This window comes from Rhodanobacter hydrolyticus, assembly GCF_044904645.1.
On record NZ_JADIKK010000008.1, the window covers coordinates 4,157,306 to 4,182,947 of the forward strand.

General features: G+C 65.1%; 27 protein-coding genes. 15 read left to right on the forward strand and 12 right to left on the reverse strand.

Features of this window, described 5'->3' with window-relative positions; all coding sequences use genetic code 11:
- Nucleotides 1-57: 57 nt before the first annotated feature.
- On the reverse strand, nucleotides 58-2,352 hold the full coding sequence (locus ISP25_RS21080; RefSeq protein WP_404611482.1) for a S53 family peptidase: 2,295 nt from the start codon (nucleotides 2,350-2,352) through the stop codon (nucleotides 58-60).
- A gap of 316 nt (nucleotides 2,353-2,668) precedes the next feature.
- Here ISP25_RS21080 and ISP25_RS21085 point away from each other — a divergent pair, with 316 nt between their 5' ends.
- Nucleotides 2,669-3,301: an HAD family hydrolase gene (locus ISP25_RS21085; protein ID WP_404611484.1), complete on the forward strand. Its 633-nt coding sequence runs from the start codon at nucleotides 2,669-2,671 to the stop codon at nucleotides 3,299-3,301.
- Between the two features lie 515 nt (nucleotides 3,302-3,816).
- Complete coding sequence (locus ISP25_RS21090) at nucleotides 3,817-4,569, forward strand: hypothetical protein (RefSeq protein ID WP_404611486.1); 753 nt, start codon at nucleotides 3,817-3,819, stop codon at nucleotides 4,567-4,569.
- A gap of 143 nt (nucleotides 4,570-4,712) precedes the next feature.
- On the opposite strand, the gene ISP25_RS21095 is transcribed toward ISP25_RS21090, so the two are convergent.
- Entirely contained in the window at nucleotides 4,713-5,180 is a 468-nt protein-coding gene (locus tag ISP25_RS21095; RefSeq protein ID WP_404611487.1) for a DUF2147 domain-containing protein, read from the reverse strand.
- Nucleotides 5,181-5,330: 150 nt separating this feature from the next.
- On the opposite strand from ISP25_RS21095, the gene apbC reads away from it, so the two are divergent.
- From apbC to ISP25_RS21115, 4 genes are all read left to right on the forward strand, one after another.
- On the forward strand, nucleotides 5,331-6,425 hold the full coding sequence (gene apbC / locus ISP25_RS21100; RefSeq protein ID WP_404611489.1) for an iron-sulfur cluster carrier protein ApbC: 1,095 nt from the start codon (nucleotides 5,331-5,333) through the stop codon (nucleotides 6,423-6,425).
- Complete coding sequence (locus ISP25_RS21105; RefSeq protein WP_192160268.1) at nucleotides 6,422-6,958, forward strand: NADPH-dependent FMN reductase; 537 nt, start codon at nucleotides 6,422-6,424, stop codon at nucleotides 6,956-6,958. Before apbC ends, ISP25_RS21105 begins: the two co-directional genes overlap by 4 nt.
- 512 nt (nucleotides 6,959-7,470) lie before the next feature.
- Nucleotides 7,471-8,040: a dCTP deaminase gene (gene dcd / locus ISP25_RS21110; RefSeq protein WP_404611491.1), complete on the forward strand. Its 570-nt coding sequence runs from the start codon at nucleotides 7,471-7,473 to the stop codon at nucleotides 8,038-8,040.
- Between the two features lie 84 nt (nucleotides 8,041-8,124).
- Nucleotides 8,125-8,649: a hypothetical protein gene (locus ISP25_RS21115; RefSeq protein ID WP_404611493.1), complete on the forward strand. Its 525-nt coding sequence runs from the start codon at nucleotides 8,125-8,127 to the stop codon at nucleotides 8,647-8,649.
- A 68-nt stretch (nucleotides 8,650-8,717) separates the two neighbouring features.
- Here the strand turns inward: ISP25_RS21115 and ISP25_RS21120 are convergent, their stop codons facing one another.
- The 5 genes from ISP25_RS21120 to ISP25_RS21140 form a co-directional block, all read right to left on the reverse strand.
- Nucleotides 8,718-9,809 (reverse strand): S41 family peptidase, encoded by a 1,092-nt coding sequence (locus ISP25_RS21120; protein WP_404611495.1) that lies wholly within the window; start codon nucleotides 9,807-9,809, stop codon nucleotides 8,718-8,720.
- Nucleotides 9,810-9,909: 100 nt separating this feature from the next.
- A complete protein-coding gene (locus ISP25_RS21125) occupies nucleotides 9,910-10,575 on the reverse strand; it encodes a response regulator (RefSeq protein ID WP_192160273.1) in 666 nt (221 codons plus the stop codon).
- A complete protein-coding gene (locus ISP25_RS21130) occupies nucleotides 10,572-11,978 on the reverse strand; it encodes an ATP-binding protein (protein WP_404612066.1) in 1,407 nt (468 codons plus the stop codon). The genes ISP25_RS21125 and ISP25_RS21130 overlap by 4 nt, the downstream gene beginning before the upstream one ends.
- Nucleotides 11,979-11,988: 10 nt before the next feature.
- Nucleotides 11,989-12,438, reverse strand: a complete 450-nt coding sequence (locus ISP25_RS21135) for an HIT domain-containing protein (protein ID WP_404611497.1) — start codon at nucleotides 12,436-12,438, stop codon at nucleotides 11,989-11,991.
- On the reverse strand, nucleotides 12,435-13,106 hold the full coding sequence (locus tag ISP25_RS21140; RefSeq protein WP_192160276.1) for a dienelactone hydrolase family protein: 672 nt from the start codon (nucleotides 13,104-13,106) through the stop codon (nucleotides 12,435-12,437). The genes ISP25_RS21135 and ISP25_RS21140 overlap by 4 nt, the downstream gene beginning before the upstream one ends.
- Nucleotides 13,107-13,303: 197 nt before the next feature.
- On the opposite strand from ISP25_RS21140, the gene rimO reads away from it, so the two are divergent.
- From rimO to arr, 6 genes are all read left to right on the forward strand, one after another.
- Complete coding sequence (rimO, locus tag ISP25_RS21145; RefSeq protein ID WP_404611499.1) at nucleotides 13,304-14,641, forward strand: 30S ribosomal protein S12 methylthiotransferase RimO; 1,338 nt, start codon at nucleotides 13,304-13,306, stop codon at nucleotides 14,639-14,641.
- Between the two features lie 6 nt (nucleotides 14,642-14,647).
- Complete coding sequence (locus tag ISP25_RS21150) at nucleotides 14,648-15,496, forward strand: DUF3025 domain-containing protein (RefSeq protein ID WP_404611501.1); 849 nt, start codon at nucleotides 14,648-14,650, stop codon at nucleotides 15,494-15,496.
- Between the two features lie 51 nt (nucleotides 15,497-15,547).
- The gene (locus ISP25_RS21155) at nucleotides 15,548-15,922 is read left to right on the forward strand and encodes a bleomycin resistance protein (RefSeq protein WP_404611503.1); all 375 of its coding nucleotides are present in this window, start codon (nucleotides 15,548-15,550) and stop codon (nucleotides 15,920-15,922) included.
- A 179-nt stretch (nucleotides 15,923-16,101) separates the two neighbouring features.
- Nucleotides 16,102-17,130, forward strand: a complete 1,029-nt coding sequence (locus tag ISP25_RS21160) for an ADP-ribosylglycohydrolase family protein (RefSeq protein ID WP_404611505.1) — start codon at nucleotides 16,102-16,104, stop codon at nucleotides 17,128-17,130.
- Between the two features lie 21 nt (nucleotides 17,131-17,151).
- Entirely contained in the window at nucleotides 17,152-17,535 is a 384-nt protein-coding gene (locus tag ISP25_RS21165) for a VOC family protein (protein ID WP_404611507.1), read from the forward strand.
- Between the two features lie 210 nt (nucleotides 17,536-17,745).
- Nucleotides 17,746-18,177 (forward strand): NAD(+)--rifampin ADP-ribosyltransferase, encoded by a 432-nt coding sequence (gene arr, locus ISP25_RS21170; RefSeq protein ID WP_192157818.1) that lies wholly within the window; start codon nucleotides 17,746-17,748, stop codon nucleotides 18,175-18,177.
- Nucleotides 18,178-18,231: 54 nt separating this feature from the next.
- Here arr and greB read toward each other — a convergent pair whose 3' ends face one another.
- The 3 genes from greB to ISP25_RS21185 are packed head-to-tail and all read right to left on the reverse strand — an operon-like array spanning nucleotide 18,232 to nucleotide 20,596.
- On the reverse strand, nucleotides 18,232-18,744 hold the full coding sequence (greB, locus tag ISP25_RS21175) for a transcription elongation factor GreB (RefSeq protein ID WP_404611509.1): 513 nt from the start codon (nucleotides 18,742-18,744) through the stop codon (nucleotides 18,232-18,234).
- Nucleotides 18,741-19,352 carry a DUF998 domain-containing protein gene (locus ISP25_RS21180; RefSeq protein ID WP_404611511.1) on the reverse strand — a complete coding sequence of 204 codons (612 nt, stop codon included), beginning with the start codon at nucleotides 19,350-19,352 and terminating at the stop codon, nucleotides 18,741-18,743. The genes greB and ISP25_RS21180 overlap by 4 nt, the downstream gene beginning before the upstream one ends.
- Complete coding sequence (locus tag ISP25_RS21185; RefSeq protein WP_404611513.1) at nucleotides 19,349-20,596, reverse strand: hypothetical protein; 1,248 nt, start codon at nucleotides 20,594-20,596, stop codon at nucleotides 19,349-19,351. Before ISP25_RS21185 ends, ISP25_RS21180 begins: the two co-directional genes overlap by 4 nt.
- Before the next feature lie 235 nt (nucleotides 20,597-20,831).
- Between ISP25_RS21185 and ISP25_RS21190 the strand changes: the two genes are divergently transcribed.
- Nucleotides 20,832-22,307: a transglycosylase SLT domain-containing protein gene (locus ISP25_RS21190; protein WP_404611515.1), complete on the forward strand. Its 1,476-nt coding sequence runs from the start codon at nucleotides 20,832-20,834 to the stop codon at nucleotides 22,305-22,307.
- A gap of 25 nt (nucleotides 22,308-22,332) precedes the next feature.
- Here ISP25_RS21190 and ISP25_RS21195 read toward each other — a convergent pair whose 3' ends face one another.
- Both ISP25_RS21195 and asd read right to left on the reverse strand, forming a co-directional pair.
- Complete coding sequence (locus tag ISP25_RS21195) at nucleotides 22,333-22,773, reverse strand: hypothetical protein (protein ID WP_192157811.1); 441 nt, start codon at nucleotides 22,771-22,773, stop codon at nucleotides 22,333-22,335.
- A 103-nt stretch (nucleotides 22,774-22,876) separates the two neighbouring features.
- The gene (gene asd, locus ISP25_RS21200; protein ID WP_404611517.1) at nucleotides 22,877-23,722 is read right to left on the reverse strand and encodes an archaetidylserine decarboxylase; all 846 of its coding nucleotides are present in this window, start codon (nucleotides 23,720-23,722) and stop codon (nucleotides 22,877-22,879) included.
- Nucleotides 23,723-23,844: 122 nt separating this feature from the next.
- Here asd and prmB point away from each other — a divergent pair, with 122 nt between their 5' ends.
- Together prmB and ISP25_RS21210 are read left to right on the forward strand one after the other, a co-directional pair.
- Nucleotides 23,845-24,765, forward strand: a complete 921-nt coding sequence (gene prmB, locus ISP25_RS21205; protein WP_404611519.1) for a 50S ribosomal protein L3 N(5)-glutamine methyltransferase — start codon at nucleotides 23,845-23,847, stop codon at nucleotides 24,763-24,765.
- Nucleotides 24,740-25,306, forward strand: a complete 567-nt coding sequence (locus tag ISP25_RS21210) for a GNAT family N-acetyltransferase (protein ID WP_404611521.1) — start codon at nucleotides 24,740-24,742, stop codon at nucleotides 25,304-25,306. The genes prmB and ISP25_RS21210 overlap by 26 nt, the downstream gene beginning before the upstream one ends.
- The last annotated feature ends 336 nt before the right edge of the window (nucleotides 25,307-25,642 follow it).

The following is a 25,642-nucleotide window of genomic DNA, read 5'->3' on the forward strand; positions in this document are numbered from 1 at the left end:
GCGCCGAACCCTTGGCGGGAATCCCGCCAAGGGCAATCGCATCAACGCCTCGGGTTATTACGGCGCATTCACGAAGGCCTTCCAGGCCGAATACAGGTTGCCTGCGTTCACCGAGCCGAGACCATTGGCGAAGCTCCAGCCCGGCTGCGCCGCATAGGCCGCGGTGGTCGGGTTGTACTTCGTCGCGCTGGTCGAAGTCAGCCCGATCTTGGTGGATCCGTAGAACCCTTCGAAGTTCGCTATCGTGCCGTAGAAATAGCAGTCCGGCGTGGTCTCCGCGAACGCTTCGACCTCGATGCACTGCGTCGAATTGCCGCCGCCGGTGATGTTGTGGAACACGCATTTGGCGGTGCCCTTGGTGCCGTTGTCGGCATCGCATTGCGCAAGCGTGGACGGCACGGCTCCCGTCGCATCTCCGTATTCGCTCCTGGCCAGCGCGTACAGCGTGGGTGCAGCGTTGCCCTGATCGGTCGACAGACCAGCCTTGGACATGCCCTGGTCGATCAGTGCCTGGATGCCTGCGAACATCGGCGACGACAATGATGTCCCGCCCTCCAGCACCACCGGGGTCGTGAAGTTCTGCGCGCACGGGTAGTCGCCGGTGCAAAGGATGACCCACGAATAGCCGCCATAGGAGCCGGCGAACAGCGAGACGTCGGGCAGGTCACGCGACTGGTCCTTGGCGGCCCCATGCACCTGCCGCTGCCAGGCCGGCTTGCGGTCGACCGACGAGGGACCGCCGCTGCCGCTTTCGGAGGTTGCGTACAAGCCCTCCGGGTCGTAGATCAGCGCGTTCTTGCAGAACTGCAGCGCCGTCAGTCCCACCAGTTGCTGGGCCGCCGTGGTGTTGCCGCAGGACTGGTTCCAGGTGATCTCCGGCACGTAGGACAAGGCCGAGCCATACACCGTGTTGAGCGTGCTGCTGAAGTACTTCTTGGTCGTGCCGTCGAGCACGTCGGCGGTATCCGAGCCGCCGACACCAGTCACGTTGGGCGAGGTGGCAAACGAGTTGGCGTCCACGCCAACGCCATTGATGATGGAGCCGTTGAAGCTCGGGTTGGATCCGGAATCGCCGGTGGAAACAAATACCGAGATCCCTTCCGCGTCGGCCTGGGCCCACATCAGGTCGATCGCCGTCTTGCTGGCGGTATCCGTATAGCCTTCCCCGTATCCATAGCTGGCACTGATGATGTCCGGCCGAGAAGTGGCATTGATCAGGTTGTTCGCCGCCGTATACACGCCGCCGAAGAAATTGGTGCTGCCGGCGTCGTTGCAGGTCGCCACCCAGATGTTGGCACCGGGTGCCATCGCCGTGGACCACTCCGAGTCCAGCACGGTCTCGATGCTTTCCTCGTCGCCTGTGGCATTACCCGGGTCAGTGCAGTTGCCCGTGGATGGCGTCAACTGCGGCTGGAACTGCATGAACGTGCCGCCATAACTGCCGAGGTTGAACTGGCTGACGAAGTTGGGCCAGTCCGAAACATCCATGTCGCTGTCCTCGACCACGGCAATATTGATGCCTTTGCCGGTCAGGCCTTTGTTGTAGAGCGCGGTGGTGTTGTACATCGTGTTCAAGTCATACGGCACGAAACCGCGCGCACCGTTGGTGAACGCCAACGCCATCGGGTTGACCTGGGAGTTCGTGCTGGACGCAGACGCTTGTTTCAGCGTGAAGTTCCGCTTGCCGGCGTTGAACTGCCCTACTTGCGGGGCCACGTGCAACGGTTGCGGACGGAAATCGTTCAAGCCCGCGACACCGACGATCACGTTCTGCAGCGCTGAAGGAATGCTGATGTCACTCGCGTTGGCGATGTGGCTGACCTTGTTGACGGTATAGCGGTTCATTTGCGTATGGAATGCCTGGCGCACCTGGCCAGCCGTGCCGCTGAAATCGATCTGCGACTTGTTCGGATACACACCGTTGACTGTAAAGCCCTGTGAAATGAGCCAGGACTTCACGCTATTGATGTCCGCGTCGGTGATGCCGAAGTTCTCGCCGAATTCGGCGGGCGTCACCCATTGATGGAACTTGGGCGATGAAGGATCGTGCTGCGCAGCAATCAACGACTGCAGTGCCGATTTGCGCAACGCGCTGCGCTGCAGGATGAGCTGCATATGGTTCATGGGCAGCGAGTCAGCCACTGCGGCAGTCGGCGTCAGGGCGCTGATCAGGGCCAGGTGGGTATTGCCCAGCGTGGACACGACGCGATTGTCGACAGTCTGGGTGACACGCGGCGCCTCGGCCGTGTTCAGGCCGGCCAGTGCGGTTGAAGCTTGCGCCACGGCGATCGCCGGCAACGAGGCGAGGGCGACGGCAATGGATACACTCAGCATCACGCGTTCAGTTTTCACGTCTTTTCTCCAAAGAAATGCCAGATGAAAAAAACGAGTCCCCTGTCCCCTGTGATGAAACGGATCATTTGACTGGATGGATTTGTCGAGATCTGCCTCCCTTGCGTCGAACGTGTGCCAGCGGAAGAGCCATCGGATCGCCGTACGGACCCGACGCAGCCACATACGGCGGTCGCGCTGACTGAAAATTAACAACACCCCGTGCCCGGCCGAACGGCCGACAGCATTTCGGAGCATGCGCTCGAACCAGCGACGCAGTCCAGTGCATCGGCCCTTCGTTTACATTCGTGCCTGTCCTGGACGGTGACGAGTGACGATGGATACAAGAAAAGACATGATCGATACCGTGGTATTCGACCTCGGCGGCGTGCTGATCGACTGGAACCCGCGTTACCTCTATCGCCGGTTGTTCGACGACGAAACGGCGATGGAACGTTTCCTCGCCGAAGTCTGCACCAGCGCATGGAACGAGCGGCAGGACGCGGGGCGCTCCTGGCACGAGGCGGTGGACGGCTTGAGTGCGCAGTTTCCGCAGCACGCTGGCCTCATCGCGGCTTATCGCGATGGGTGGGAAGAAATGCTGGGTGATGCCATCCAGGGCAGCGTGGATTTGCTTGCGGAGCTGAAGGAGCGCGGTGTGCGTCTGTATGCGCTGACCAATTGGTCGCATGAAACCTTTCCGCGCGCGAAGAAGATCGAGAGGTTCGGTTTCCTGCACTGGTTCGAAGGTATCGTCGTTTCCGGGGAGGAGCAGCTGATCAAGCCGGATCCGCGCATCTATCAGCGGCTGTTCGAACGCTATTCGATCGACCCTGCACGCGCGCTCTACATCGACGATGCGCGCCGCAACGTCGATGCGGCGTCAGCGCTGGGCATGCATGCGTGGTGGTTCCGCGACTCCGATGGCCTGCGTGGGTGGCTGGCTTCGCACGGGCTGCTACCGGCGTAGGCATCCTGCATAGCGGCACCACGCGCGGAAACAATGCCGCGGGCGAACGGGAAACGCAGGTCAGCGGGTCAGGGCGGCCTTTGCCGTTGGCATTGATCGATCCTCGCGCCGGATCGCATGTGACTACTGCCCCGCGTCTGGACGGCTATCGGGTAGCGTCGTGACGCGGGTTGCACGCCCGTCGTGGCATTGTCATGAAACCGGCGTAGGTGCCGGAATGCTGGCGCTGTTTTGTTGACGCACTGCCTCGATGTGTTGCGGCAAGGCGAGTGATTCATCGTCGCCACGGCCTGCCTGGACATGCTGCAAACCCCTATTCCCAATGTCATTACGCTTCTTTACACGGTGTTGCATACGCGACAGCCGACTCTGGTCAACAAATTGCTAGAGGCTGTCTCGCGTGAGCTCCCTCCGGGGGCGTCTGCGTTACTCGCCGCATGGATGAGGCTTGGTGTGATGAAAGCCGCCAGATCCGACGGCTTGATCGGCAGTCCAACTTCGCACGAGAACCCTCCATGACGATCAATTCGATTTCAAACAACAATCCCTGGCTGACCCAGCTCAGCCAGTCCGCCAGCACCAACGCGGCCAGCGGCAGCGCCAGCACGACGGGTTACGCGCCGCCGCCGGGCGGCCTGTTCAGCTCGATCTTCCAGGCGCTGTCCACACTGGGTGTAGGCAGCAGCACGAGCGCTTCGAGCAGCGGCGCCGGCACGACGACGGGTAGCAGCACGGCCGCTACTTCCTCGACCTCGACGCAAAGCCCCCAGCAAGCCATGTCGGCCTTCATGCAAGCCCTGATGGGCGCGTTGCAGGCGCAAAGCGGCCAGGCCGCCGGCACGGCTTCCACTACTACCGACGGCACCGCTGCCGCGGGGGCCGCGGCGGGGTCATCGTCTACTGCAGCGGCCAGCCCGGCGGCTGCCGGCACCGATGGTGCCGACCAGAGCGGCTGGCATCGCGGCGGTCACCACCACCATGGCGGCGGCCAGATGCAGAGCGACCTGCAAAGCCTGATCAGTCAGCTCGATTCGAGCAGCGGCAGCTCTTCCACATCGACTGCGTCCGCCGCGTCCACCGCATCGTCGTCGTCCACCTCAGGGACCTCCAGCAGCGTGCTCGGTTCGCTGGAGCAAAGCTTCCAGAATCTGGTCGGCTCGCTGGGCGGCGCGGCCAGTGGCGCCACGCTGGGCAATTTCCTGCAGACGCTTTCCAGCGACCTGGGCGGGACGTCCGCTTCCGGCGCGATGGTCAGCACCCAGGCCTGACCCCTAGAGGTACAAGTCCTCATGCCTGCACCGCGCTTGTGCGCTGCATCGGGCTTGGGCGGCAGGATGACTGGATCGGCATGAAAAACGCGGGCCATGGGCCCGCGTTCCGTCGTTGCCGCAGACCAGCTGTGCGCAACGATTTATTGTTCTCGCTTCCACACCTGGCTGCGCCCGAGCAGGGAAAAGCCGATGTAGCCGTGCACGTCGAGTTTCTGGCCGCCGTCCTTCAGCGTGAGCTTCACCTTGTAGATCCTGCCGTTCTTGGGATCGAGGATACGGCCGCCGTCCCACACGTCGTAGTCGCGGGTCACGCCCCACATCACGGTCATGCCGATGATGGGCTGGTCCTTGCGCGCGCCGTCGCATTGGGTGCACTTCGGCGGGTTGCCGTCGCGCGCGATGTCCTCGGGCGTGGCGTTCATCACCTGCAGCACCTTGGCCTGCAGCTCGCCATTGGACTCGGTGATCTGCAGGATCGAGGTCGGTTTGCCGGTGACGTCGTCCACCTGCTGCCAGGTGCCCACCGGCGTGCTCACGTCGGCGGCGGAAACGGCTCCCGTGGCCAGCAGCAGGCCGCAGGCGAGGGTGAGGCGGACAGCATGTTTCATGGTGGCATTCCCCGTGCGTGACAGTATGGTTCGAGCCTGCCGGTGCCGGCCGGAGTCGTCAAGTTGCATCGCGCCAAGCTTTGCCGCATCAGACGAGGCCGTTGTCATGGCTGGCATAATGCATGGCTCCCCACCCCATCCAGACATGACATGACGCAGGCGAACGAAACCCTGGTGCGCCGATTGCTCGGCGAACTGACCGACCCTCACACCGGTGCTTCGCTGGCCGAGGTCGTTCGCGCAGTGGGCGTGGACGGGACGCGGGTGTCGGTGGACCTGCAGCTCGGCTACCCTGCGGGGAGTGCGGCCGAGGCCTTGGCCGCAAGGGCGAAGCAGGCACTGGAAGCCGATCCCGCCATCGAATCGGCTGCCGTGTCCGTCACCAGCCGTATCCAGTCGCACAAGGTGCAGGGCACGCTGGCGCCGCTGCCCAACGTGAAAAACGTCATCGTGGTGGCTTCGGGCAAGGGCGGCGTAGGCAAGTCCACGGTGTCGGCCAACCTCGCGCTGGCGCTCAAGGCCGAAGGCGCCAAGGTGGGCGTGCTCGACGCCGACATCTACGGTCCCAGCCAGCCACGCATGCTCGGCATCAGCGGTCGGCCGGAATCGCCCGACGGCAAGAGCATCACGCCGATGCAGGCGCACGGTTTGCAGGCCATGTCCATCGGTTTTCTCGTGGACGAGGAGACGCCGATGATCTGGCGCGGCCCGATGGTGACCCAGGCGATGATGCAACTGCTTACCGACTCGCGCTGGGAGATGCTGGATTACCTCATCGTCGACCTGCCGCCCGGCACGGGCGACATCCAGCTCACGCTGTCGCAGAAGGTGCCGGTGGCCGGCGCGGTGATCGTCACCACGCCGCAGGACATCGCCCTGCTGGACGCACGGAAGGCGCTCAAGATGTTCGAGAAGGTGGAAGTGCCGGTGCTCGGCATCGTGGAAAACATGGCCACCCATGTCTGCTCGAACTGCGGCCATGAGGAACACATTTTCGGCGAAGGCGGCGGCGTGCGCATGGCCGAGCAGTATCACGTGCCGTATCTCGGCTCGCTGCCGCTGGACATCCGCATCCGCGAACAGGCCGATGGCGGCACGCCCACCGTGGTGGCGATGCCCGATTCCGATCTCGCGGCGCGCTACCGCGAGATCGCCCGCAACGCTGCCGGGCGGTTGTCGCGCCAGCCGCGCAACAAGTCGCTGGGGCTGGGCAAGATCGTGGTGCAGGGTTCCCCCGCCGCATGAGCATTCCGCGGCGCGTGCTCTGCCTGTGCGGCAGCCTGCGCCGCGTTTCCTCCAACCGCGCCACGCTGGAGGCCGCACGCCAACTGGCACCCGCGTCGCTGGAGCTGGCGATTTACGATGGCCTTGCCACGCTGCCGTTGTTCAACCCCGACGACGAACGCGATCCCTTGCCCGCTTCCGTGCTGGCGTTGCGTGAGGCGGTCGGTCGCGCCGACGTGTTGCTGATCGCCTGTCCCGAATACGCCCATGGCGTGCCCGGCGCGTTCAAGAACCTGCTGGACTGGCTGGTGGGCAGTCTGGAATTCCCCGGCAAGCCCGCGCTGCTGCTCAATACCTCGGCGCGCGGCTCGCACCACGCGCAGGAGGCACTGGCCGAGATCCTGTGCACCATGTCCGCCGAACTGCTGACGACGCAGCCCATGCCGGTGGCCTTGCCGGGGGCCGGCTGCACGGCGGAACAGGTGCTGGACAGCGCGGAGCGCCGTGCGGAACTACATAAGGTATTGGACTGCCTGGACTCGGAATTGGGCTGATTTGCCTTGCATGGCGTGCATGACTTTGCTCGTCATCCCGGCGCAGACCGGGATCCAGTAGCGAACACGCTTGCCCAGGCCAGACAGTCACCCGATCCCAGCCTTCGCCAGGATGACGAACGTGGGGCCCTTCGTTTCGTGTGAGCCCTCAGTTTTTCAGATACGGCGCGTGTGGCCGCACCGTCTATCGCATAGGCGGGAGTGGCTCCCAAGCCCTCGACACAGCCTGCTTGTAGTTCCGGCGTATCAAGCCAGGCCATTTCGCTTGGTTCCTTCTCTTGACTCCGGGCATCCTGCCTTCCGCCCTTCGGAACAGCGAAGAGAAGGAACTCGGGCGCCGGCAGGTGATCGAAACCGCTTTGTTCCTTGCGACAACGCAAGCCCCCGCTCCCCAAATCGAAAGCAGCAAAGGCCATGAACCGGCCCCGCGCTGGCGCACCGCCTCCCCGACCATGTATTTTTGCAGTTTTACGCTTGGCCTACCCGGGCCCCACGCCGACCGCGGAGTACACGTGAGCATCAAGTCCGACAAGTGGATCCGCCGCATGGCCGCAGGCCACGGCATGATCGAGCCGTTCGAGCCGGGCCAGGTGAAGCTTGGTGCGGATGGCAACCGCGCGGTCTCGTGGGGCACCTCCAGCTACGGCTACGACGTGCGCTGCGCGCGCGAGTTCAAGGTGTTCACCAACATCAACTCCACCATCGTCGACCCCAAGGCGTTCGATCCGAACAGCTTCGTGGACGTGGTGTCGGACGTGTGCATCATTCCCCCCAATTCCTTCGCGCTGGCGCGCACGGTCGAATACTTCCGCATCCCGCGCGACGTGCTGGTGGTGTGCCTGGGCAAAAGCACCTACGCGCGCTGCGGCATCATCGTCAACGTGACGCCGCTGGAGCCGGAGTGGGAAGGGCACGTCACGCTGGAGTTCTCCAACACCACGCCGTTGCCCGCAAAGATCTACGCCAACGAGGGCGTGGCGCAGATGCTGTTCTTCGAATCCGACGAATCCTGCGAAACCAGCTACCGCGACCGCGGCGGCAAATACCAGGGCCAGCAGGGCGTGACCCTGCCGCGTACCTGAACAGCCATACCGTCCCCGCGCGCCGGCGTTGCCGCGCGCATTAAAATTGCCAAGTCACACGATCGCTTTTCGCAGGAGAACCCGATGATCCGTTTTTCCACCATCCTGACCCGCGCTGCCGCCGCGCTGGTCTTCGGCAGCGTGCTCGTGCTCGCCGGCTGCCACACGAACAGCATCAAGACGCAACAGGCGCAGACGGCCCAGTGGAAGGGCAAGTTCGACACAACGATCGAGGCCTACAAGGAAGGGCAGTTCGTGATCGACGGCGCGGTACTTTCCGCGGTCGATGCCGGCAGTCACTTCGCCTATCTCAAGGACACGGGCAAGATGCCCAAGACCATCCTGCTGGTGCCCAGCGACGATTCCAAGGTGCGCAAGGTGCACCTGCAGTACATGGCGCGCATGTCGATCGACTACGGTTTCACCGTGTACTACGACAAGGACGGCCAGCTCACTGAAATCAACGCGATCAACACCACCGCGCGCGAGCTTGAGGACCACCACGCGCCGGCGACGATCAGCAACGGCCAGGAGTGCAAGACCGCTGCCGGTTGCGATTCCGTCGACCAGGCGGCACAGCAGCAGGGGCAGGGGCAAGGGCAGCACTGATCGGCCCAGCGATTGGCAGAAGAGCCCGCGGAGCGATCCGCGGGCTTTTTCGTGAGGTGGCATCCGGCCTATTTCAACTCTTCGATGTGCCTCTGCATGTCGTCCTTGCGCATGGGGTCTGTTTCGGCAGGCAGCATTCCCTCGAGGATCGCAAGCTGAGCGGCATCGAGCGCCTTCTTGGCCGACGTCCTGACGTCCGGCACAACGCCCACGCCTTCCCAGTCGCCGTGCGTCACCGGATTGATCGGACGTCCCGACGGCACGAACATCATGAAGTGTGCGTCGAGGCGATGCGGTGCACCGGCATGCGCGGCACCGGCCGTGGTTTCGCCGACAAGCCTGGCGCGGCCGGCATTTTTCAGCGCATAAGCGAAGTCTTCGCAGCCCGAGATGGTGTCGTTGCTGGTGAGCAGATAGAGCGGGCGCGCCTGGCCGTAGCGTCTGCCGGGCACGCTCGCCGTCGTCCAGCGTTCCTCCGTGCGGTTCTCGTCGCGGAAATAAATGTCGTTGAGATGGGTCGGCTTGTCGAACAGATAGCTGGCCAGCAGCATCACGGTGTCCGGGTCGCCACCCCGGCATTCGCGCAGGTCGACGATCAGGGCATCGGTATCGCCGAGCAGGGTCATCGCGGCGGCGATGCGACTGGCTGCCTGTTGCGGCCGGCCGAACGCATGCAGTTCGAGCAGGCCGATGTTGAAGTGCAGCCGGCCGACATTGGCGAAGCCGTAGTTGACCTGCTTCTGGTGCAACGCCTCTTCGGCCTGCTCCTGCGGCGACAGGCCGCCGTCCGGGCTCTCGGCAATGGCTTCCTGGAAGTAACGGACTTCCAGGTGCTTGTCGTGGGTCTGGCCCTGCAAGGCATCGGTGAGGACGTCGGCAAATTTCTCTGCGCTTCCGATGCCGTCGAAATCCCCGCGTGACAAGCGTGCGCGCAGGTCTTTTCCGATCATGGCGGCCTTGTCCGGAAAGACATAGCCGCGGTCGAGATTGGCGATCACGTTGTTTATGACCTCGGCGCGCGTCGCCTTGTCGATGACCATGTCCTTCTGCGGCGGCTCGTGCGGAGGGCCTGCATCCGGCCACGCCAGCGCGGCGATGCTGCCCAGCGCGGATATCCCGACGATGGCCGCAGCGGTGGCGATCTTGGCTTTTTTGTTCATCCCACTTTCCTCCCGGTATGTGCGTCGACGACCGACAGGGCCAAGCCTGCGACCACAATGTGGGGGAATCGTGTGCGCCGGCTTCGGCGCGGCCCGCGTCTTACAAGTCGACGCGATAGCCGAGTCCATAGATCGAATGGATGATCTCGACGCCCGGTAGCGCCGTGGCGAGCTTGCGCCGAAGGTTTTTGATGTGCGTGTCGATGGCGCGGTCGCTGACGTCGAGGTTGTCGCGCCGGGCGATGTCCAGCAGTTGCGCACGCGAGAACGCCGTGCCGGGCCGTTTCGCCATCGCTGCGAACATGTTGTATTCGCTTGGCGTCAGGTCGAGCGTCTGTGGTCCGATGCGTGCAGCGTGCGCCGCTTCGTCGATCTCCACGAGCGGGCGTCGTGCCTCAGGGCCGTGCGAACGGCGCAGGATCGTCTTGATGCGCGCGACGAGTTCCCTGGGGCTGAACGGCTTGCAGACGTAGTCGTCGGCTCCCGCTTCCAGGCCGAGCAGGCGGTCGATCTCCTCCACTCGCGCGGTTAGCATGAGGATAGGCACGTCGGAAAACGCACGCACGGCGCGGCACACGGCGAGGCCGTCGAGCCCGGGAAGCATCAGGTCGAGCACGATCAGGTCGGGAGGAGTGCGGCGGATGCCGGCGAGGGCGGCGATGCCGTCGGCGATCACCTCGGCCTTGAACCCGGCGGCGACCACGTAGTCGGCGACTATCGCCGCGAGGTCGCCTTCATCTTCCACGATGAGAATCGTCGGGCTCATGCGCCGTGCAATTTCAGGATGATGGTTGCGCGCAACCCGCCGAGCGGCGACGGGGCGAATTCGAGGCGGCCGCCGTGCGCGGCGAGAATCTGCCTGCCCAGTGCCAGGCCCAACCCACTGCCACCGGAGGCCCGGCTGCGCGAAGCGTCCATCCGGAAGAACCGCTCGCCGAGACGGTCGAGCGACGAGCCGGGTATGCCTGGAGCGGAGTCGTCGATGGTCATGCGCACTTCGTCGGCGGACGCGGTGCCGGCCAGTACGACGTGGCCGCCGGCCGCGGTGTAGCGCGCGCTGTTCTCGAACAGATTGGCGGCGACCTGACGCAGGCGATCGGCATCGCAGATCACGAGGGAGTGGGCAGGTGCTTCGCCGATTTCGGCACCCAGTCCGGCGGCGTGGAATCGATCAGCGAAATCATCGAATACCTCGCGCATGAGCAGCCATGCGTCGTGCGGTGCCATGTCGTAGGCGGTTTGCCCGATGTCGGCGCGGGCCAGTTCGTACAGGTCGTCGACAAGCTTGCCCAGCGAACGCACCTGGCGCTCCATCAGGGCGAGGCTCTCCGGCGTGACGGCGCGGACGCGATCCTGCAGGCTTTCCACTTGCGCGCGAAGTACGGCCAGCGGCGTGCGCAGTTCGTGCGACGTCTCCGCGATCCATTGCCTGCGCGCGCGTTCCGCATCTTCGAGCCGGGTGGCCAGGTGGTTGAAGGCGCTGGCGAGCTCGCCGAGTTCGTCGTTGCGGCGCAAGTCGATGCGGGTGTCGAATCGCGCCTGTTCGAGCTGGCGCGCACCCGCGGCAAGCCGCGCAATCGGCCGACGCAGATGCGCCGCGAACAGCGCTGCGATCATCGCACTCAGTAGCAAGCCGGCCATGCCAACGAACAGCAGGTGGTTTTGCTGGTCGATCAAAAACGCCACGGCCAGTGCATCATCGGGATTCTGCGGCTGCGCCACCACGAGCGAACCGATCCGCTCGCCATCGACGATCAACGGGTGCGCGATCCGGTCTGGCGAGACCAGGGCGACCGTCATGGGATTGGCCAGCACGCCAGCCAGGTAGTTTCCCTGCCGGTCCACCAGGCCGAGGCGGTGGACGACGCCTGCCGCATCGGATTTCGCCTGGAATAGGGCTGCGGTTTCCAGCGAATGCGCATATGCGTCGGACAGCCACGCCTTGCGTTGCGCAGCATCGGCCGGCAGGAACGACCAGTCCTGATGCACCTGGTATCGGGCTTGCAGCGAGGTGCCCAGGCTGTCGAGGAAGCGCGTATCCGTATCGGGCAGGCCGCCGGAGAAATTGTCCAGCAGCTTCCAGCGCGCCAGTTCGATGCCAAGCGCACCGAGCGAAAGCATGGTCAGCCAGACGGTGAAGAACAGACGGTGGCCGATGGACAACTTCAAGGGTGCGAAGTCACTGGCGGCCAGGAGGCACGTCAGCTGGCTTAGTGCGATCCAGGGCATCGCGCAATGCGTTTAACCGGTTCGTCAGGGCCTCGCGATCGTACGGTTCGCGTTTGCCGTGGCCCCATGCCGGTCCGGGCCATGCCGCATCGTCTTGCGTGCGGGCCAATACGTGCAGATGCAACTGGCGCACGATGTTGCCCAATGCGCCGAGGTTGAGCTTGTCGCAGGGTGCCACCGCGCGCAGCGCAGTGGCGCACCAGTTCGCCTCGCGCCAAAGCAGCTGCTGTTCCGCATCGGTGAGATCGGCGACTTCCACCTTGTCCGCGCGGCGCGGTACCAGCACCAGCCATGCGAAGCGCGCATCGTCCATCAGGCGCAGCTCGCATAGCGGCAGCATGGCAACGTGGCGGGTGTCGGCTTCCAGCCGTGGATCGAGCGCAAATGCCGCCTCGCTCATGCGCCGGCCAGCTGCTGGTCGAAGAAGGCCAGTGTGCGTTGCCACGCCAATGTTGCGCTGGGCTCGTGGTAGTGCGGATCGCCGTCGCGGTTGAACGCATGGCCTGCGCCGGGATAGACGAAGGTATCCATCTGCGGCAGTTGCTCGCGGTGCTGCGCCACCGCTTCGGGCGGGATCGACGCATCGTTCTCGCCGAAGTGGAACATCACCGGTGCCTTCGGCGTTTCCACCAGGAAAGGCACGTTGCGTGCACCGTAATAACTCACTGCAGGCAATCCCAGCCGCAACGCGGCGAGCAGGGCGATCGTGCCGCCCCAGCAGTAGCCGGCCACGCCGACCTTGCCGGAGGAGGCGATGGATTCGGCGGCGCTGGCGACGTCCTCCAGCGGGCGGTCCAGCCCCAGCTCGTAAACCAGGGCCTTGCCGCGTGCCATGCCCACCTCGTCGTAGTCCAGTTCCAGCCAGGACTCCAGATGGTCGAAAAAAGCCGGCGCGATGGCGGTGTAACCGGCGGCGGCGAAGCGATCGGCCACGCTGCGGATGTGGGCCGTGACGCCGAAGATCTCCTGTACCACCACGATGCCGCCCTTCGGCTTGCCCTCGGGCTGGGCAAGGTAGCCGCCGATGCACTGCGTGCGCGAGGTGGGGATGTGGATGTGCTGACCCATGGCGGTCGTCTCCCGAGCGGCGGTTGCCGGGATTCTAACCGGCGCGCGTGCCGGTGGTGGGTGAAGGTGCGCTGCCCTGGCCTCCAGGCCGGTCATTCCGGCCTTGGCCGGGACGACCGGCCTGTATCCGGTGCCTTGGCCCAGGCTGCATGGCCGTATAATTCGCCGTTTCCCCATTCCCCACGGTTGTCGCCGCCATGTCGCAGGCCACGCAGAAAATCGGTTTCGTCAGCCTTGGTTGCCCCAAGGCGCTGGTGGATTCCGAGCGCATCCTCACCCAGCTCAAGGTCGAGGGCTACGAGATCGTGCCCAGCTACGACGAGGCCGACGCCGTGGTGGTGAACACCTGCGGCTTCATCGACGCCGCGGTGCAGGAGTCGCTGGACTCCATCGGCACGGCTCTGCACGAGAACGGCAAGGTGATCGTCACCGGCTGCCTCGGCAAGCGCGCCGAGCTGATCCGCGAAGCCTACCCGGACGTGCTCTCGATCAGCGGCCCGCAGGACTACGCCAGCGTGATGCATGCGGTGCACGAGGCGCTGCCGCCGGTGCGCAACAAGTTCCTCGACATCGTGCCGGACACCGGCGTCAAGCTGACCCCCAAGCACTACGCGTACCTGAAGATTTCCGAAGGCTGCAACCACCGCTGCAGCTTCTGCATCATCCCCTCGATGCGCGGCGATCTCGTCTCGCGTCCGGTGGACCAGGTGCTGCTGGAGGCCGAGAAGCTGGTGAAGGGCGGCGTGAAGGAGCTGCTGGTGATCTCGCAGGACACCAGCGCCTACGGCGTCGACCTCAAGTACGCCGAGCGCGAATGGCGCGGCAAGGCGTACCGCACGCGCATGACCGAGCTGTGCGAAGGCCTGGCTGAACTCGGCGTGTGGACCCGCCTGCACTACGTCTACCCGTACCCGCATGTGGACGAGGTGATGCCGCTGATGGCCGAGGGCAAGATCCTCCCGTACCTCGATATTCCGTTCCAGCACGCCAGCCCGCGCATCCTCAAGCTGATGAAGCGCCCGGGCAACATCGACAAGACGCTGGAGCGCATCCGCAACTGGCGCAAGCAGGTGCCCGACCTCACCATCCGCAGCACCTTCATCGTCGGCTTCCCCGGCGAGACCGACGCCGAGTTCGAGGAATTGCTCGACTTCCTGCGCGAAGCCGAACTCGATCGCGTGGGCGCCTTCGCCTACTCGCCGGTGGACGGCGCCAAAGCCAACGAACTGCCGGGCGCCGTCTCCGAGGAGCTGAAGGAAGACCGCCTCGAACAGTTCATGGCCGTGCAGGCGGAGATCTCCGCCGCCAAGCTGCAGCGCAAGATAGGCCGGACCATCAAGGTGCTGGTGGACGAAGCGAACGCCGAGGGCGCTGTTGCCCGCTCGGCCGCCGACGCGCCGGAGATCGACGGCAGCGTGCTGATCTCCGACGGACAGGGCCTCAAGCCCGGCCAGTTCGTCGACGTGGTGGTCGACGGCGCCAGCGAGCACGATCTCACCGCGCGCCTGGCGCATCCGACCCTCAAGATCGTGTAATCACCCATGCGCTACATCGCGCCCGTTCGTGACGCGGTCGATCCGCAGGTGTTCGGGCGGATGCCGCTGGCGGCGTGGCGCGAGTACAGCGGATTGATCGGGGGCCGCGACTGGCCTTCGATCGAGGCGCTCAACGGCTGCCGTCCTGCGGGCATGCACGAACGCTTCGCGGCGCAGAACCGCGAGCTGCTGGCTGACGATCAGCACTATGAACAGCGCATCGCCGAGCGCGGCGAGATCGCCACACGCGAAAACAACTGGCACGACCTGTTCAACGCCCTGGTCTGGCTGCGTCACCCGGCGCTCAAGCGCGCGCTCAACGCGCGGCAGATGGCCGAAATCGTCCACATGGGCACGAAGCAGCGTTCGCGTGCCCAATACGCGCTTACCCACTTCGATGAAGCCGGTGTGGTGATCGCGCTTCGCGATCCGGCGTTGCTCGCGCTATGGGACGCCCACGACTGGCACGGCCTGTTCTGGCGCGAGCGCGCCGCATGGCTGGACGGCCGCATCCAGGTGGAACTGTTCGGCCATGCGTTGCTTGAACACGCGTTGACGCCGAGGCAGTTGCTGGTGGGGAAGGCACTGGTGGTCGTTGGCCCGGACCTGTCGACCGTCGCGGCTCTCGAGGCCTGTGCACAAGCGATTCGTGCGGGCAAGGTACTGTGCGATCCGCTGGAGCTGAGGCCCTTGCCGCTGGCTGGGGTGCCCGGTTGGCATCCGGACAATACGCAGGAAACATTTTGCCATGAGGCTGCGTGTTTCCAACCTGCAAGGGCAGGGCGGCGCTACCCTGCAGCGCTTGAGCTCCGGGACGAAGCGGCTTGCGCCGCCACTTGCGGGCGTGACGGATGAGAAGACGGACCTGAGCCTGCCCGGTTCGATGCGGCACCCCAGGAGAATCGTATGGATGGGATCTGCCAGATCACGCCATTTCTGCATGTGCCGGACATGAGTGAAGCCCTTTCCTTCTTCCATGACATTCTCATGTTCGAGGTCAAGTACCGCCATGGCGACTATGCCTACCTTGAGCTTGAAGGTTGTGGGCTGCGCCTGCTTGAAGAGCCGACGCGCAAACTCACCCCTGACGGAAAGGCCAGGGTCGCCATTTGCATCGATGTCGCGGATGTTGATGCGTTGCATGCGAAGCTCGGTCCCGCGCTCGCCACACTGCCGCCTGATCGTTTAGAGCCGTTGAAGGACATGCCGTATCGCCAACGGGAGTTTCAGGTGCGCATGCCGGACGGCGACTGGCTCAACTTCACGGCGCCCATGGCGTGAATCTCCAGCAAAGCCCGGGCCGACCTGGTTGATTTGCACGTCTGAAGCGGCCCGGGCAATTCCGTTGGAGTGCGTGGACGCCAAGCGTACGATGGCCCGGTGTTGTCGCACTGCAGGCTTTCCAAATGTCACAAGCCCGATCTCCCGTTTCGAGGAAAAGCCGCATCCAGGGCGCCCTGATGGGTGCCTTCATCGGTGATGCGTTGGCTCTCGGCCCGCACTGGTACTACGACCTCGACGCGCTCAGGCGCGACTACGGCGATTGGGTCGGCGACTACACGGCGCCGAAGCCGGGGCGCTATCACGAGGGCCTGCCGGCGGGCGCTTCCTCGCAGGCTGGGTTCATCCTGGCGTTGACGCTGCGCTCGCTGGTGAGCTGCGGGGGTTACGACGAGGCGGATTTTTGCGACCGGATGGATCGCGAGCTGTTTCCGTTGCTGGACGGCACGCCGATGGCGGGGCCGGGTGGCTACACCAGCCAGTCGATCCGCGAGGCGTGGCGCAAACGCCGCGCCGGCCTGCCCTGGGGGCAGGTGGCAGGGCTGGCGGACAATACCGAGGCGGCGGAGCGGGTCCTGACGATCGCACTGCGTTATGCGGGTGAGCCGGCGCAACTGGCGCAGCATGTCAGCAGCAACGTGGCGCTTACCCAGCGCGATCCCACGGTGGGTGCGATGACGCTGGCGTTTGCCGTGGTGCTGGGACAGCTGGCGAACGGCGTGGCGCTGGACGCGGACTTGTCCGGTCGGCTGATGAGCATGGTGAAGTCCGGCGAGCTGCCGTTCCACACCGTGACCAGCGGTGAGCTGGACGTACCGAAAGATGCGGAGGCGCCATTGCAGGCTGGGCAGTTTGCTTCGCCTGATGCCCTGCTCACGGTGTCGTCCATCGCGAAGGCGGCGCACGATCCCGCTGTCGCGATCGAGCCAGCGTCGAAGGTGGGTCTGGTCTACGGCCTGCCATGCGCGGTGTACCACCAATTTCCCGCGGCCTATTACCTGGCAGCACGTTTCCAGGGCGACGTGGAGCAGGGCGTGCTCAACGCGGTGAACGCGGGCGGGCAGAACCAGGCCCGCGCCATGCTCACCGGTGCGCTGTGCGGCGCGATCGGCGGGATCGAGGCGATACCAGGGCGTTTCATCGCGGGGCTGGAAAAAGGCGCGGAATACCTGGCGCTGGCGGAGGCTCTGGCGCTTCAGTCGGATTGACCTGGCGCCGGGAGGCTGCTGATGAAACGTACGTGGACCATCATCGGCGTGCGCGATGTCGCCCGCAGTCTCGCGTGGTACCAGCGCCTGTTCGGCCGGCCCGCGACGGCGCCCGAGCACGACTACTTCGGACAGCTCGTCGACGCGGACGGCACGGTGCTGCTCTGCCTGCACGCGTGGGGCGTGCACGACCATCCATCCCTGGCCAGCCCCGACCTCGCCACGCCCGGCAATGGACTGCTGCTGTTCTTCCGCGTGGATGATTTCGATGCTGCGCTGGAACGGGCGGGCACCTTGGTATCCAGGCTTCAAGAGGAGCCGGCCCAGAATTCGGCCACCGGAACCATGGAGTTCTCGATTCGCGATACGGACGGGTATTACGTCACGATCAGCGCGCTTTCATGATCCGGCGGTGCACCACGTGGGATATGCCGCCAATGGTATATGGCGCATCTCGACGATCACGAGAAATGTGAGCGTCAAAATAAAAAAGAGGCGCACCGCGCCTCCCACTGTCAATTTATACCGTCCGTGGGGACTTGCGGCAAGACTCGAGGCGAAAACTAGAATCGCGGCCCTGTCGATAGGGCAGGATTGCGAGAGGCGATCAGGACGATGTGTAATGACGAATGGGTCCCCGTTTCCCCCGCGAATTGCCATCTGCTGACTGGTCCGTTCTACCACGGTACAAAAGTCAGTTTGTCGGTCGGCGATCTGTTGACGGCGGGTTTCAGGTCCAACTACGACGACAGCGTCGTGATGAACCACATCTATTTCACCGCGGTGCCCAAGGGCGCCGGTCTTGCTGCGGAAATGGCCAGGGGCGAAGGCAGGCCGCGAGTTTATGTCGTGGTGCCGACAGGAGGGTTCGAAGATGACCCGAACGTCACGAACAAGAAATTCCCGGGCAACCCGACACGGTCATACCGAAGCGGGCATCCCTTGAAGATCATTGGCGAGCTTGAGAGCTGGGAACCCCACGACCCGGAATTCATCCGCCAGTTGAGGAGCCGTGTCGAAACAGGCATGGGCGAAATCCTCAATTGAGGGGGCGAAGGAAATCAACTGCCATGAAGGCGATTGGTTCCGCGGCGCATGCCGTCACTTCGCACACGCTTCGTAGTCGACCTCGACCACCAGGAACCGCGTGTGCCCGCCGGGCAGTTCCGCCTCGAACTCGTCGTCCAGCCGCTTCTTCAGCGCCGCGCGGGCCAGCGGCGAATCGATGCTGATCCAGCCCAGCTTCGCGTCGGTCTCGTCGGGGCCGACGATGCGGTAGCGGACTTCCTCGCCGTTGGCGAGGTTCTCCAGCGCGATGACGGCGCCGAAGAACACCGCCTCGCGATCCGCGGGTGCGCCTTCGGCCACCTTGAGTGCGGGGATGCGCTTGCTGAGATAGCGCACGCGGCGGTCGATCTCGCCGAGTTGCTTCTTGCGGTAGGTGTACTCGGCGTTTTCCGAGCGGTCGCCTTCGGCGGCGGCGGCGGCCAGGGCCTTCACCACCTCGGGGCGCAGCGTATGCCAGAGATGGTCGAGCTCGGTCTTGAGCTTCTCGAAACCGGCGCGGGTGATGATGGCCGTGGAGCCGGGCGAGGGTGGGCGCCAACGACTCATGCGCTGGCCTCCCCGTGACCGCGCAGCAGTTGCCACGCGGCGCCAAGCAGCCAGCCCAGCATCAACAGGATCAGCGCCTTCTGGCTGAGGCCGCGAGGCAGTGCGCGCCAGAATGCCTGGACCCAAAGCAGTACGAAACAGAGCGCTGCATAGGGGAAGGCGGGGCGGAACCAGCGCCGCCAGCGTGCGTCGCCGCGCAGCCGCCAGCTTTGCAGCAGCATGGCGGTGGCGGTGCACAGGAAGGCGGTCTGCGCCGCCACACCATGCACGTAGCCGTGCAGCGTGGGCGGATGGTTCCACGTGTCGGTGGTTACGATGGCGGTGAGTGCCAGCGCCGCACCGCCCATGACGAACAGCAGCAAGGGTGCGGCGCTGCGCGCAGCGGGAGCGAGTTCGGAATAGGCGCCCACGCCAAGCAGCGCCAAGGCCAGCGCCATCGCGTAGTAGCCGGCCCGCACCATGCCGCCCCAAGGGCCGATCAGGTAGAAACTGTTGGGTACGCGCATCCAGTCGAGATCGGGGCGCAGGCATTGCGCGGCGATGCCGGTGGCGAGGAAGGCCAGCATGCCGGCGAGTGCGATGGCGGCAGCGGGCTTGCCGGTGCTCATGCGGTGCCCGCCAGTTGCCGTTGCAAGGTGGCGATGTCGTTGCGCAGCGGATGTTCGGGCCACGCGCTCGCCAGCTTTTGCAGCAGCACCATGGCTTCGGTGCGGCGTTCGGCCTGGGCACCCAGCAAGCGTGCGGCCAGCAGGCCGTAATGCGGCGCGCGTTCGTCGCGCGACCAGTGCGCGAGGTAGCCGCGGCCCAGGTGAATGGCGAGGCGTTCCATGCCAAGGCGCGCGGCGAGGTCGGCCAATTCGCCGCAGGTGCGCGGGTCGTCGGGGATGAAGGCGGAATCGGCGGTGCAGCATTCCTGCAGCACGCCCAGGGCGCGACGTGCCTCGTTTTGCGCGACCAACGCGGCGATCCAGATCTGGCCATGTACCAGCAGGTCGTCGCGCAGGCCCTGGCGACGCAGCAGCTCGCGGTAGAGCTGGTGTACCGGCGCGGGTGCGGTGCGCTTGCGCAGGCGTTCGGCCAACTGGTGCAGCGCTGCGGTGGGATCGCTCTCGGCCAGCGTGCGTGCGGCGTCCACCAGTTGGCTGTCCTCGTCCTGGCCGATGGCCTTGGCGAGTTTCGGTGCCTCCGGTTCCAGCCCGAAGCGTTCGTGGCGCTGGTGGATCAACACGCCCATCAGGTGGAAGGCCAGCACGATCAGGTAGGTATAGGCGAAGCCGAACAGCGGTAGCGCCAGGAAGTGCGGCAACAGGTTGGAGGTAAGCGTAGCCACTGCGATAAGCGCGCCCAGCAAGAGGTTGATCGCCACCGGTATGAAATAGGCGCCCTCGAAGCCAAGCGCAATGCGCCACCAGGTCGCCGGGTTCAGCGCATGCAGCACATTGCCCTCGAAGGCCAGCGACATGTCGATGGCCGGCAATGCCAGCACCAGCACGGGAACCAGCAGCCACAGCGTGGCCGGGGCGAGCAAGCCGCAGGCGACGAACAGCGCGCCTGCCACCAGATGGATCAAGGTGAGTGCCCAGCCGGCCGTGCCGGCTTCGTCCACGCCGACATCGGGCGGGTTGGCATAGCCGTTCGCGGTGTACTGCATGCAATCGGCGGCATAGCGCCAGGTGGCGGCCCACACCAGCAGGTTGGCCAGCATGCCGATGGCGGGCAGGTAGCTGGCGTAGTGCGCAATAGCCAGTGCCGTGCAGGTGGCTAGGCCGGCGCCGCGCAACGGGTAGCTGAAGCTTGCGGCAAGGCGTTCACCGAACGGGGTATTGGCGGGCACTACTTCGATGCGCGGCATCGCGGGAGCCTCAGTGCTTGCCGTCGGTGCGGACGCCCACGAGTCCGCTCCTGCCACGACGCGAGTCGGAATCGGTGCGGGTGTGTTCGTTGCCGTCGGGCGAAGGGTCGATCATGAGCAACTCCGTTGTTCCGCGTCTAAGCGGAATTGTAGCCACGGCTTGCGGGGCGCCGGTTCATTGAGTATGCCGATCCCGCCGGCTATGGTGTCGGACTTTCATCGGATGGTTTTTGTCATGCGGTCTGCTCGTCTTGTTCGATCCCTGCGCCTGGCTCCGTTGGCGTCTTCGATGGCATTGCTGGCGGCATGCGCCAACCCGGGATCGGTCAAGCCAACGGCGACGGTGACGGCGTTGTACGCCCAGCTGGATCAGGCTACGCAGGGTTATGAGACGGCATTGCAGCAGGTGCGCGCCGGCAACGACGCCGCGGGGCAGCAGACGCTGAACCAGGCAATCGACACAGTGAAGAACGCTTCGGTCCACTGCGGAAGTACCCCCGGATGCGATCCGCAGCGCTTCTTCTCGGCCTACGACCGCATGCTGCGCCTGAAGGATGGCAGTTTCATCGGCGACGAGAACGCCGACGGCGATCCGCAGACCGGCATGGCGCTGGATCAGCACGGCCCGGCCGCGCTGCCGGAGGCGCAGCGCAGCGTGATCCTGCTGCACGGCCAGAAGCTCTCAGAGCTGATCGCGATGAACGGCGCGGTGAAAGCCGCGTTGCAGATGTGGCTGACGCAGTGGCGGCCGAACCTGATCGATGCCTGGATCAGCTACCAGTACATGCGCAGCGAGATGTGGCCGGCGTACCAGAAGGCCGACCTGCCCGAGGCGTTGCTGTTCGGCATCATGGCCAAGGAATCGGGTGGCAAGGTGCATGCGGTGTCGCGCTCAGGCGCGGCGGGCCCGCTGCAATTCATGTATGCCACCGGCATGCGTTTCGGCCTCACCACCGACGACGGCTTCGATCTGCGCTTCGATCCCGCCGCTTCGGCGCGCGCGAATGCCGAGTACATGGACGAGCAACTGAAGGTGTTCAACGACAACCTCGAGTTGACCATCGCGGCCTACAACACTGGCGAAGGGCGCATGAGCCGGCTGGTGGGCGACGACACCAAGGTGAGTTTCTACGACCCGCGCATCTACAACCAGCTGTCGCAGGAGACCCGCGACTACGTGCCTTCGGTGCTGGCGGCGGCGTGGCTGTTCCTGCACCCGGACAGCTACAACCTGCGTTTTCCGAAGATCGATGGCGAACCCGGCAGCATCACATTGAAGCGACCGGCTTCGCTGAGCGAACTCACCGTGTGCCTGGGTTCGGCCGGCGGCATGGAGGAAGGCTGGTTCCGCACACTGCGTAATCTCAACCCGCGGCTCGACCCGCAGCAGGAGCAGCCGGCTGGCGTGGTCCTGCAGGTGCCGAAGCTGCTGGAACAGCCGTATGCCGCGCGCTGCGTGGACGGCCCGTGGCCCATCCTGGCAGGCGACCTGCATGCCGCTGCCGCACCGGTGGTGGCCGATCCTCTCGCGCCAGCGCGTGCCGCGGGGGCGGTCCGGACGCGTAGCTACAAGGTGCGCCGCGGCGACACCCTGGTGGGCATCGTGCGCCAGCTGCGCTGCTCCAGCGTGCAGGAAGTCGCCGAAATGAACCACCTGCGCCACCAGCACATCACGGTGGGTCAGGTGTTGACCATGCCGGAGTGTCGCTGAGAGATTTGACTCCTCGTGCAGGCGATCAGGCGGAAGCGCTGGCACTCATCCAGCTTTTGACCGGATCGACCGTCGGGCGATGCAGGCGCTTCAGTTCGGTCAGCAACTGCAGCACCTGGCGGTGCTGTGGCAGCAGGCGGTCCTGCGGCGAGTGTTTGGTTTCGTGATAGGCCACGGCCAGCCACAGAGCGACGCCGCGCAGGGCCACTTCGGGATTGTCCGAGCGCGCCCGTTCATAGCCGGCGGCGGTGCCCTGGCCCCATGGCAGGTAGCGCGCTTCCGGTGCCGTGCCGTAGAGATGCGGGAACTCGCTGCGCGCGGCCTGGCCGATCTCGCGCAGGGTCAGCACGCTCAGCTGGGTGCGGCTGCGCTGGGGCAGGGCGCGCACGCAGCGTTCTATTTCGCGCAACTGGCGGGTGAGTTGGTGTGCGCGGAAGAACGCAATGGCTGGGCTCAGCAGTCGCATGGAATTTCCGTCCCCTCACGCCGCATGGTCGCGGCCGACGACGGGAGGATAACGATCCGGTGCTGCCGAGTGCGCCCAGTGCGTCACAAAACGACGCGCTGCGTCAGCCTTGGGGCGCGGAGCCCAGTCGTTGCCCCACGCGTACCGCCTGTTGCGGCGCCAGCGCGTCCAGCTCGGCCATGCCTTCGGGCAGCAGCAGGATCACGGTGGAGCCCATGTTGAAGCGGGCCATCTCGGCGAAGCGTTCCAGCGTGATGTTCTGTCCGGCGAACGACTTGCGTCGGATCGAAGGCGCATAGGGCGGTATCACCAGTCCGTCCCACACCGTGGCCACCGACGAAACGAGGATGGCACCCACCATCACCACCGTGAACGGACCGCGCGTGCTGTCGAAGTGGCAGACCAGCCGTTCGTTGCGTGCGAACAGCCGCGGAATGGCCTCCACTGCGAACGGCGCCACGCTGAAGATGCGCCCCGGCACGTGCACGGTTTCGCGCAGCGTGCCGGTCAGCGGCATGTGCACGCGGTGGTAGTCGCGCGGCGACAGGTACACGGTGACGAAGCGGCCATTGCGGTACGGCGCGGCAGCGGCTTCGTCGCCCAGCAGTTCGGCGGCGCTGTAGTCCTGCCCCTTGGCCTGGAAGATGCGCCCGTCCACGATCTGGCCGGCCTGGCTGATGCGTCCGTCGGCGGGCGAGAGCAGGGCGGCAGGATCTGCATCCGCTTGCCGCGCGCCAGGCTTCAGCTTGCGGGTGAAGAAGGCATTGAAGTGCTGGTAGGCCAGCGGATCGGGCTGCGCCGCCTCGGTCATGTCCACCTCATAGTTGCGCACGATGGTGGAGATCAGCCAGTTCTTCCACGGCGCGAAGGTCCAGCGCGTACCCCAGTAGACCAGGCGCGACAGGAAGCGGTGCGGAAGGGCGTATTGGAGGAATACCTTGAAAGTCATCCGACCAGTATACGGGTGGCGGCGCCTCCCTTTGTGGGTTCTCCCTTCCGCCGGGAAAGGGTTTCGGGCGCGGGGCCGTATAATTGCCGACCCTTTGCATTGCGCACGCCAGGACCAGGCCAGTGACCGCCGAACTTGCAACCATCATCGACTTCATCCGCTACGGCGCCAGCCGCTTCTCGGCCGCCGGGCTGACCTTCGGCCACAGCCACGACAACCCCATCGACGAAGCCACCCACCTGGTGCTGGCCAGTTTGCACCTGCCGCCGGACATTCCGCCGGCCTATGGCGCGGGCCGCCTCACCGCCGAGGAGCGCGCCAATGTGCTGGCCTTGATCGAACGTCGTGTCAACGAGCGCCTGCCGGTGGCCTACCTTGTGGGCGAGACCTGGTTCGCCGGGCTGAAGTTCAAGAGCGACCGTCGTGCCCTGGTGCCGCGCTCGCCCATTGCCGAACTGATCGAGTCGGGCTTTGCGCCCTGGCTGGACGAACGCCACGTGGAGCGCGCGCTCGACCTGTGCACCGGCTCCGGCTGCATAGGCATCGCGATGGCCGAGTACAACCCGGAATGGCAGGTGGACATCGTCGATGTCAGCGACGACGCGTTGTCGCTGGCACGCGAAAACATCGTGTTCCAGCACGTCGAGTCGCGCGTCGAGGCGGTGAAGTCCGACCTGTTCGAAGGCGTGCGCGGGCGCAGGTACGACCTGATCGTCTCCAATCCGCCCTATGTCACCGAAGACGAATACGCCGCGCTGCCCGGCGAGTATGCGCACGAGCCCAAGCTCGGCCTTACCTCGGGCGAGGATGGCCTGGACATCTGCCTGCGCATCCTCGACGAGGCTGCCGACCTGTTGACCGACGACGGCTTGCTGATCGTCGAAGTGGGCGAAAGCGAGCATGCGCTGGCCGCGTTGCTGCCCGAGGTGCCCTTCGTGTGGATCGAGTTCAAGGTGGGGCAGATGGGCGTGTTTGCGCTGGAACGCCGCGACCTGGTCGAACACAGGGCGGCGATCCATGCTGCTGCCGTCGCGCGGCGCTGATTCGGTGCTGCTGGAAACGGCCCGCCTGCGGCTCGACAGTTTGCGCGGCGAGGATGCACAGGCGCTGTTCGCCTATCGCGCCGACCCGTCGGTGAGCCGTTACCAGGGCTGGCGTCCGACTTCCCCCGATGAGACGGTGCGTTTCATCGAGCGCGAGCAAGCGGTGGCGTTCGATACGCCGGACAGCTGGTTCCAGTTCGCCCTGCGCCTGCGCGACAGCGGTGAACTCGTCGGCGACCTGGGCCTGCATTTCGTAAATGCGGATACGGTTGAATTCGGCGTCACCTTGTCGCCGGCCCAGCAGGGGCGCGGGTTGGCCGCCGAGGCGGTACGCGCCGTGCTGGCACTGGTGTTCGACTCCCTGAAGCGTCACCGCGTCTACGCTTCGGTCGACCCGCGCAACCTCGCTTGCGTGAAGTTGCTGGAGCGCCTGGGCATGCGCAAGGAGGCGCATTTCCGCGAGAGCTGGCGCGAGGGCGATATCTGGGTGGATGACGTCATCTATGCGATGTTGGCGGGAGAGTGGAGTGCTCGCATGTGAGGTTTTTGCTGCTGTTGGAGAGGTTTCCTCGCGTTCTTGCTGGTAATGGAGCGGTTTGGCCCCGCCGCGCGGCCTGACCGTCCCCGCCTCACCGCCTCCGAGGGAGGGGCGTGGCGAAGCAGCGTGTTCCCGGCGCGCAGAAGCCACGGTCAGAGCAGGACAAAACCATGCAGGGCAGTGCCAAGCGCTCGCGCTTTTGCTTGTCATCCCGGCGCTGGTCGGACAAGAACGCAGTGCGCAGAACGTCCGCAGGCGCCCCGCAGGACGAGCGTGGCGGGTCATTCAGCCGCGACCACGATTATCCAAGCCACGTTGGCACTGGGTGACCAGTCTCGC

What these genes read in the sequence shown, in the direction of transcription:
- ISP25_RS21085 (WP_404611484.1), top strand. Translation starts at nt 2,669, where the DNA reads ATGGATACAAGAAAAGACATGATCGATACCGTGGTATTCGACCTCGGC.
- ISP25_RS21090 (WP_404611486.1), top strand. Translation starts at nt 3,817, where the DNA reads ATGACGATCAATTCGATTTCAAACAACAATCCCTGGCTGACCCAGCTC.
- ISP25_RS21095 (WP_404611487.1), bottom strand. Translation starts at nt 5,180, where the DNA reads ATGAAACATGCTGTCCGCCTCACCCTCGCCTGCGGCCTGCTGCTGGCC.
- apbC (WP_404611489.1), top strand. Translation starts at nt 5,331, where the DNA reads ATGACGCAGGCGAACGAAACCCTGGTGCGCCGATTGCTCGGCGAACTG.
- ISP25_RS21105 (WP_192160268.1), top strand. Translation starts at nt 6,422, where the DNA reads ATGAGCATTCCGCGGCGCGTGCTCTGCCTGTGCGGCAGCCTGCGCCGC.
- ISP25_RS21115 (WP_404611493.1), top strand. Translation starts at nt 8,125, where the DNA reads ATGATCCGTTTTTCCACCATCCTGACCCGCGCTGCCGCCGCGCTGGTC.
- ISP25_RS21120 (WP_404611495.1), bottom strand. Translation starts at nt 9,809, where the DNA reads ATGAACAAAAAAGCCAAGATCGCCACCGCTGCGGCCATCGTCGGGATA.
- ISP25_RS21125 (WP_192160273.1), bottom strand. Translation starts at nt 10,575, where the DNA reads ATGAGCCCGACGATTCTCATCGTGGAAGATGAAGGCGACCTCGCGGCG.
- ISP25_RS21135 (WP_404611497.1), bottom strand. Translation starts at nt 12,438, where the DNA reads ATGAGCGAGGCGGCATTTGCGCTCGATCCACGGCTGGAAGCCGACACC.
- ISP25_RS21140 (WP_192160276.1), bottom strand. Translation starts at nt 13,106, where the DNA reads ATGGGTCAGCACATCCACATCCCCACCTCGCGCACGCAGTGCATCGGC.
- rimO (WP_404611499.1), top strand. Translation starts at nt 13,304, where the DNA reads ATGTCGCAGGCCACGCAGAAAATCGGTTTCGTCAGCCTTGGTTGCCCC.
- ISP25_RS21150 (WP_404611501.1), top strand. Translation starts at nt 14,648, where the DNA reads ATGCGCTACATCGCGCCCGTTCGTGACGCGGTCGATCCGCAGGTGTTC.
- ISP25_RS21155 (WP_404611503.1), top strand. Translation starts at nt 15,548, where the DNA reads ATGGATGGGATCTGCCAGATCACGCCATTTCTGCATGTGCCGGACATG.
- ISP25_RS21160 (WP_404611505.1), top strand. Translation starts at nt 16,102, where the DNA reads ATGGGTGCCTTCATCGGTGATGCGTTGGCTCTCGGCCCGCACTGGTAC.
- ISP25_RS21165 (WP_404611507.1), top strand. Translation starts at nt 17,152, where the DNA reads ATGAAACGTACGTGGACCATCATCGGCGTGCGCGATGTCGCCCGCAGT.
- arr (WP_192157818.1), top strand. Translation starts at nt 17,746, where the DNA reads ATGTGTAATGACGAATGGGTCCCCGTTTCCCCCGCGAATTGCCATCTG.
- greB (WP_404611509.1), bottom strand. Translation starts at nt 18,744, where the DNA reads ATGAGTCGTTGGCGCCCACCCTCGCCCGGCTCCACGGCCATCATCACC.
- ISP25_RS21180 (WP_404611511.1), bottom strand. Translation starts at nt 19,352, where the DNA reads ATGAGCACCGGCAAGCCCGCTGCCGCCATCGCACTCGCCGGCATGCTG.
- ISP25_RS21185 (WP_404611513.1), bottom strand. Translation starts at nt 20,596, where the DNA reads ATGCCGCGCATCGAAGTAGTGCCCGCCAATACCCCGTTCGGTGAACGC.
- ISP25_RS21190 (WP_404611515.1), top strand. Translation starts at nt 20,832, where the DNA reads ATGCGGTCTGCTCGTCTTGTTCGATCCCTGCGCCTGGCTCCGTTGGCG.
- ISP25_RS21195 (WP_192157811.1), bottom strand. Translation starts at nt 22,773, where the DNA reads ATGCGACTGCTGAGCCCAGCCATTGCGTTCTTCCGCGCACACCAACTC.
- asd (WP_404611517.1), bottom strand. Translation starts at nt 23,722, where the DNA reads ATGACTTTCAAGGTATTCCTCCAATACGCCCTTCCGCACCGCTTCCTG.
- ISP25_RS21210 (WP_404611521.1), top strand. Translation starts at nt 24,740, where the DNA reads ATGCTGCTGCCGTCGCGCGGCGCTGATTCGGTGCTGCTGGAAACGGCC.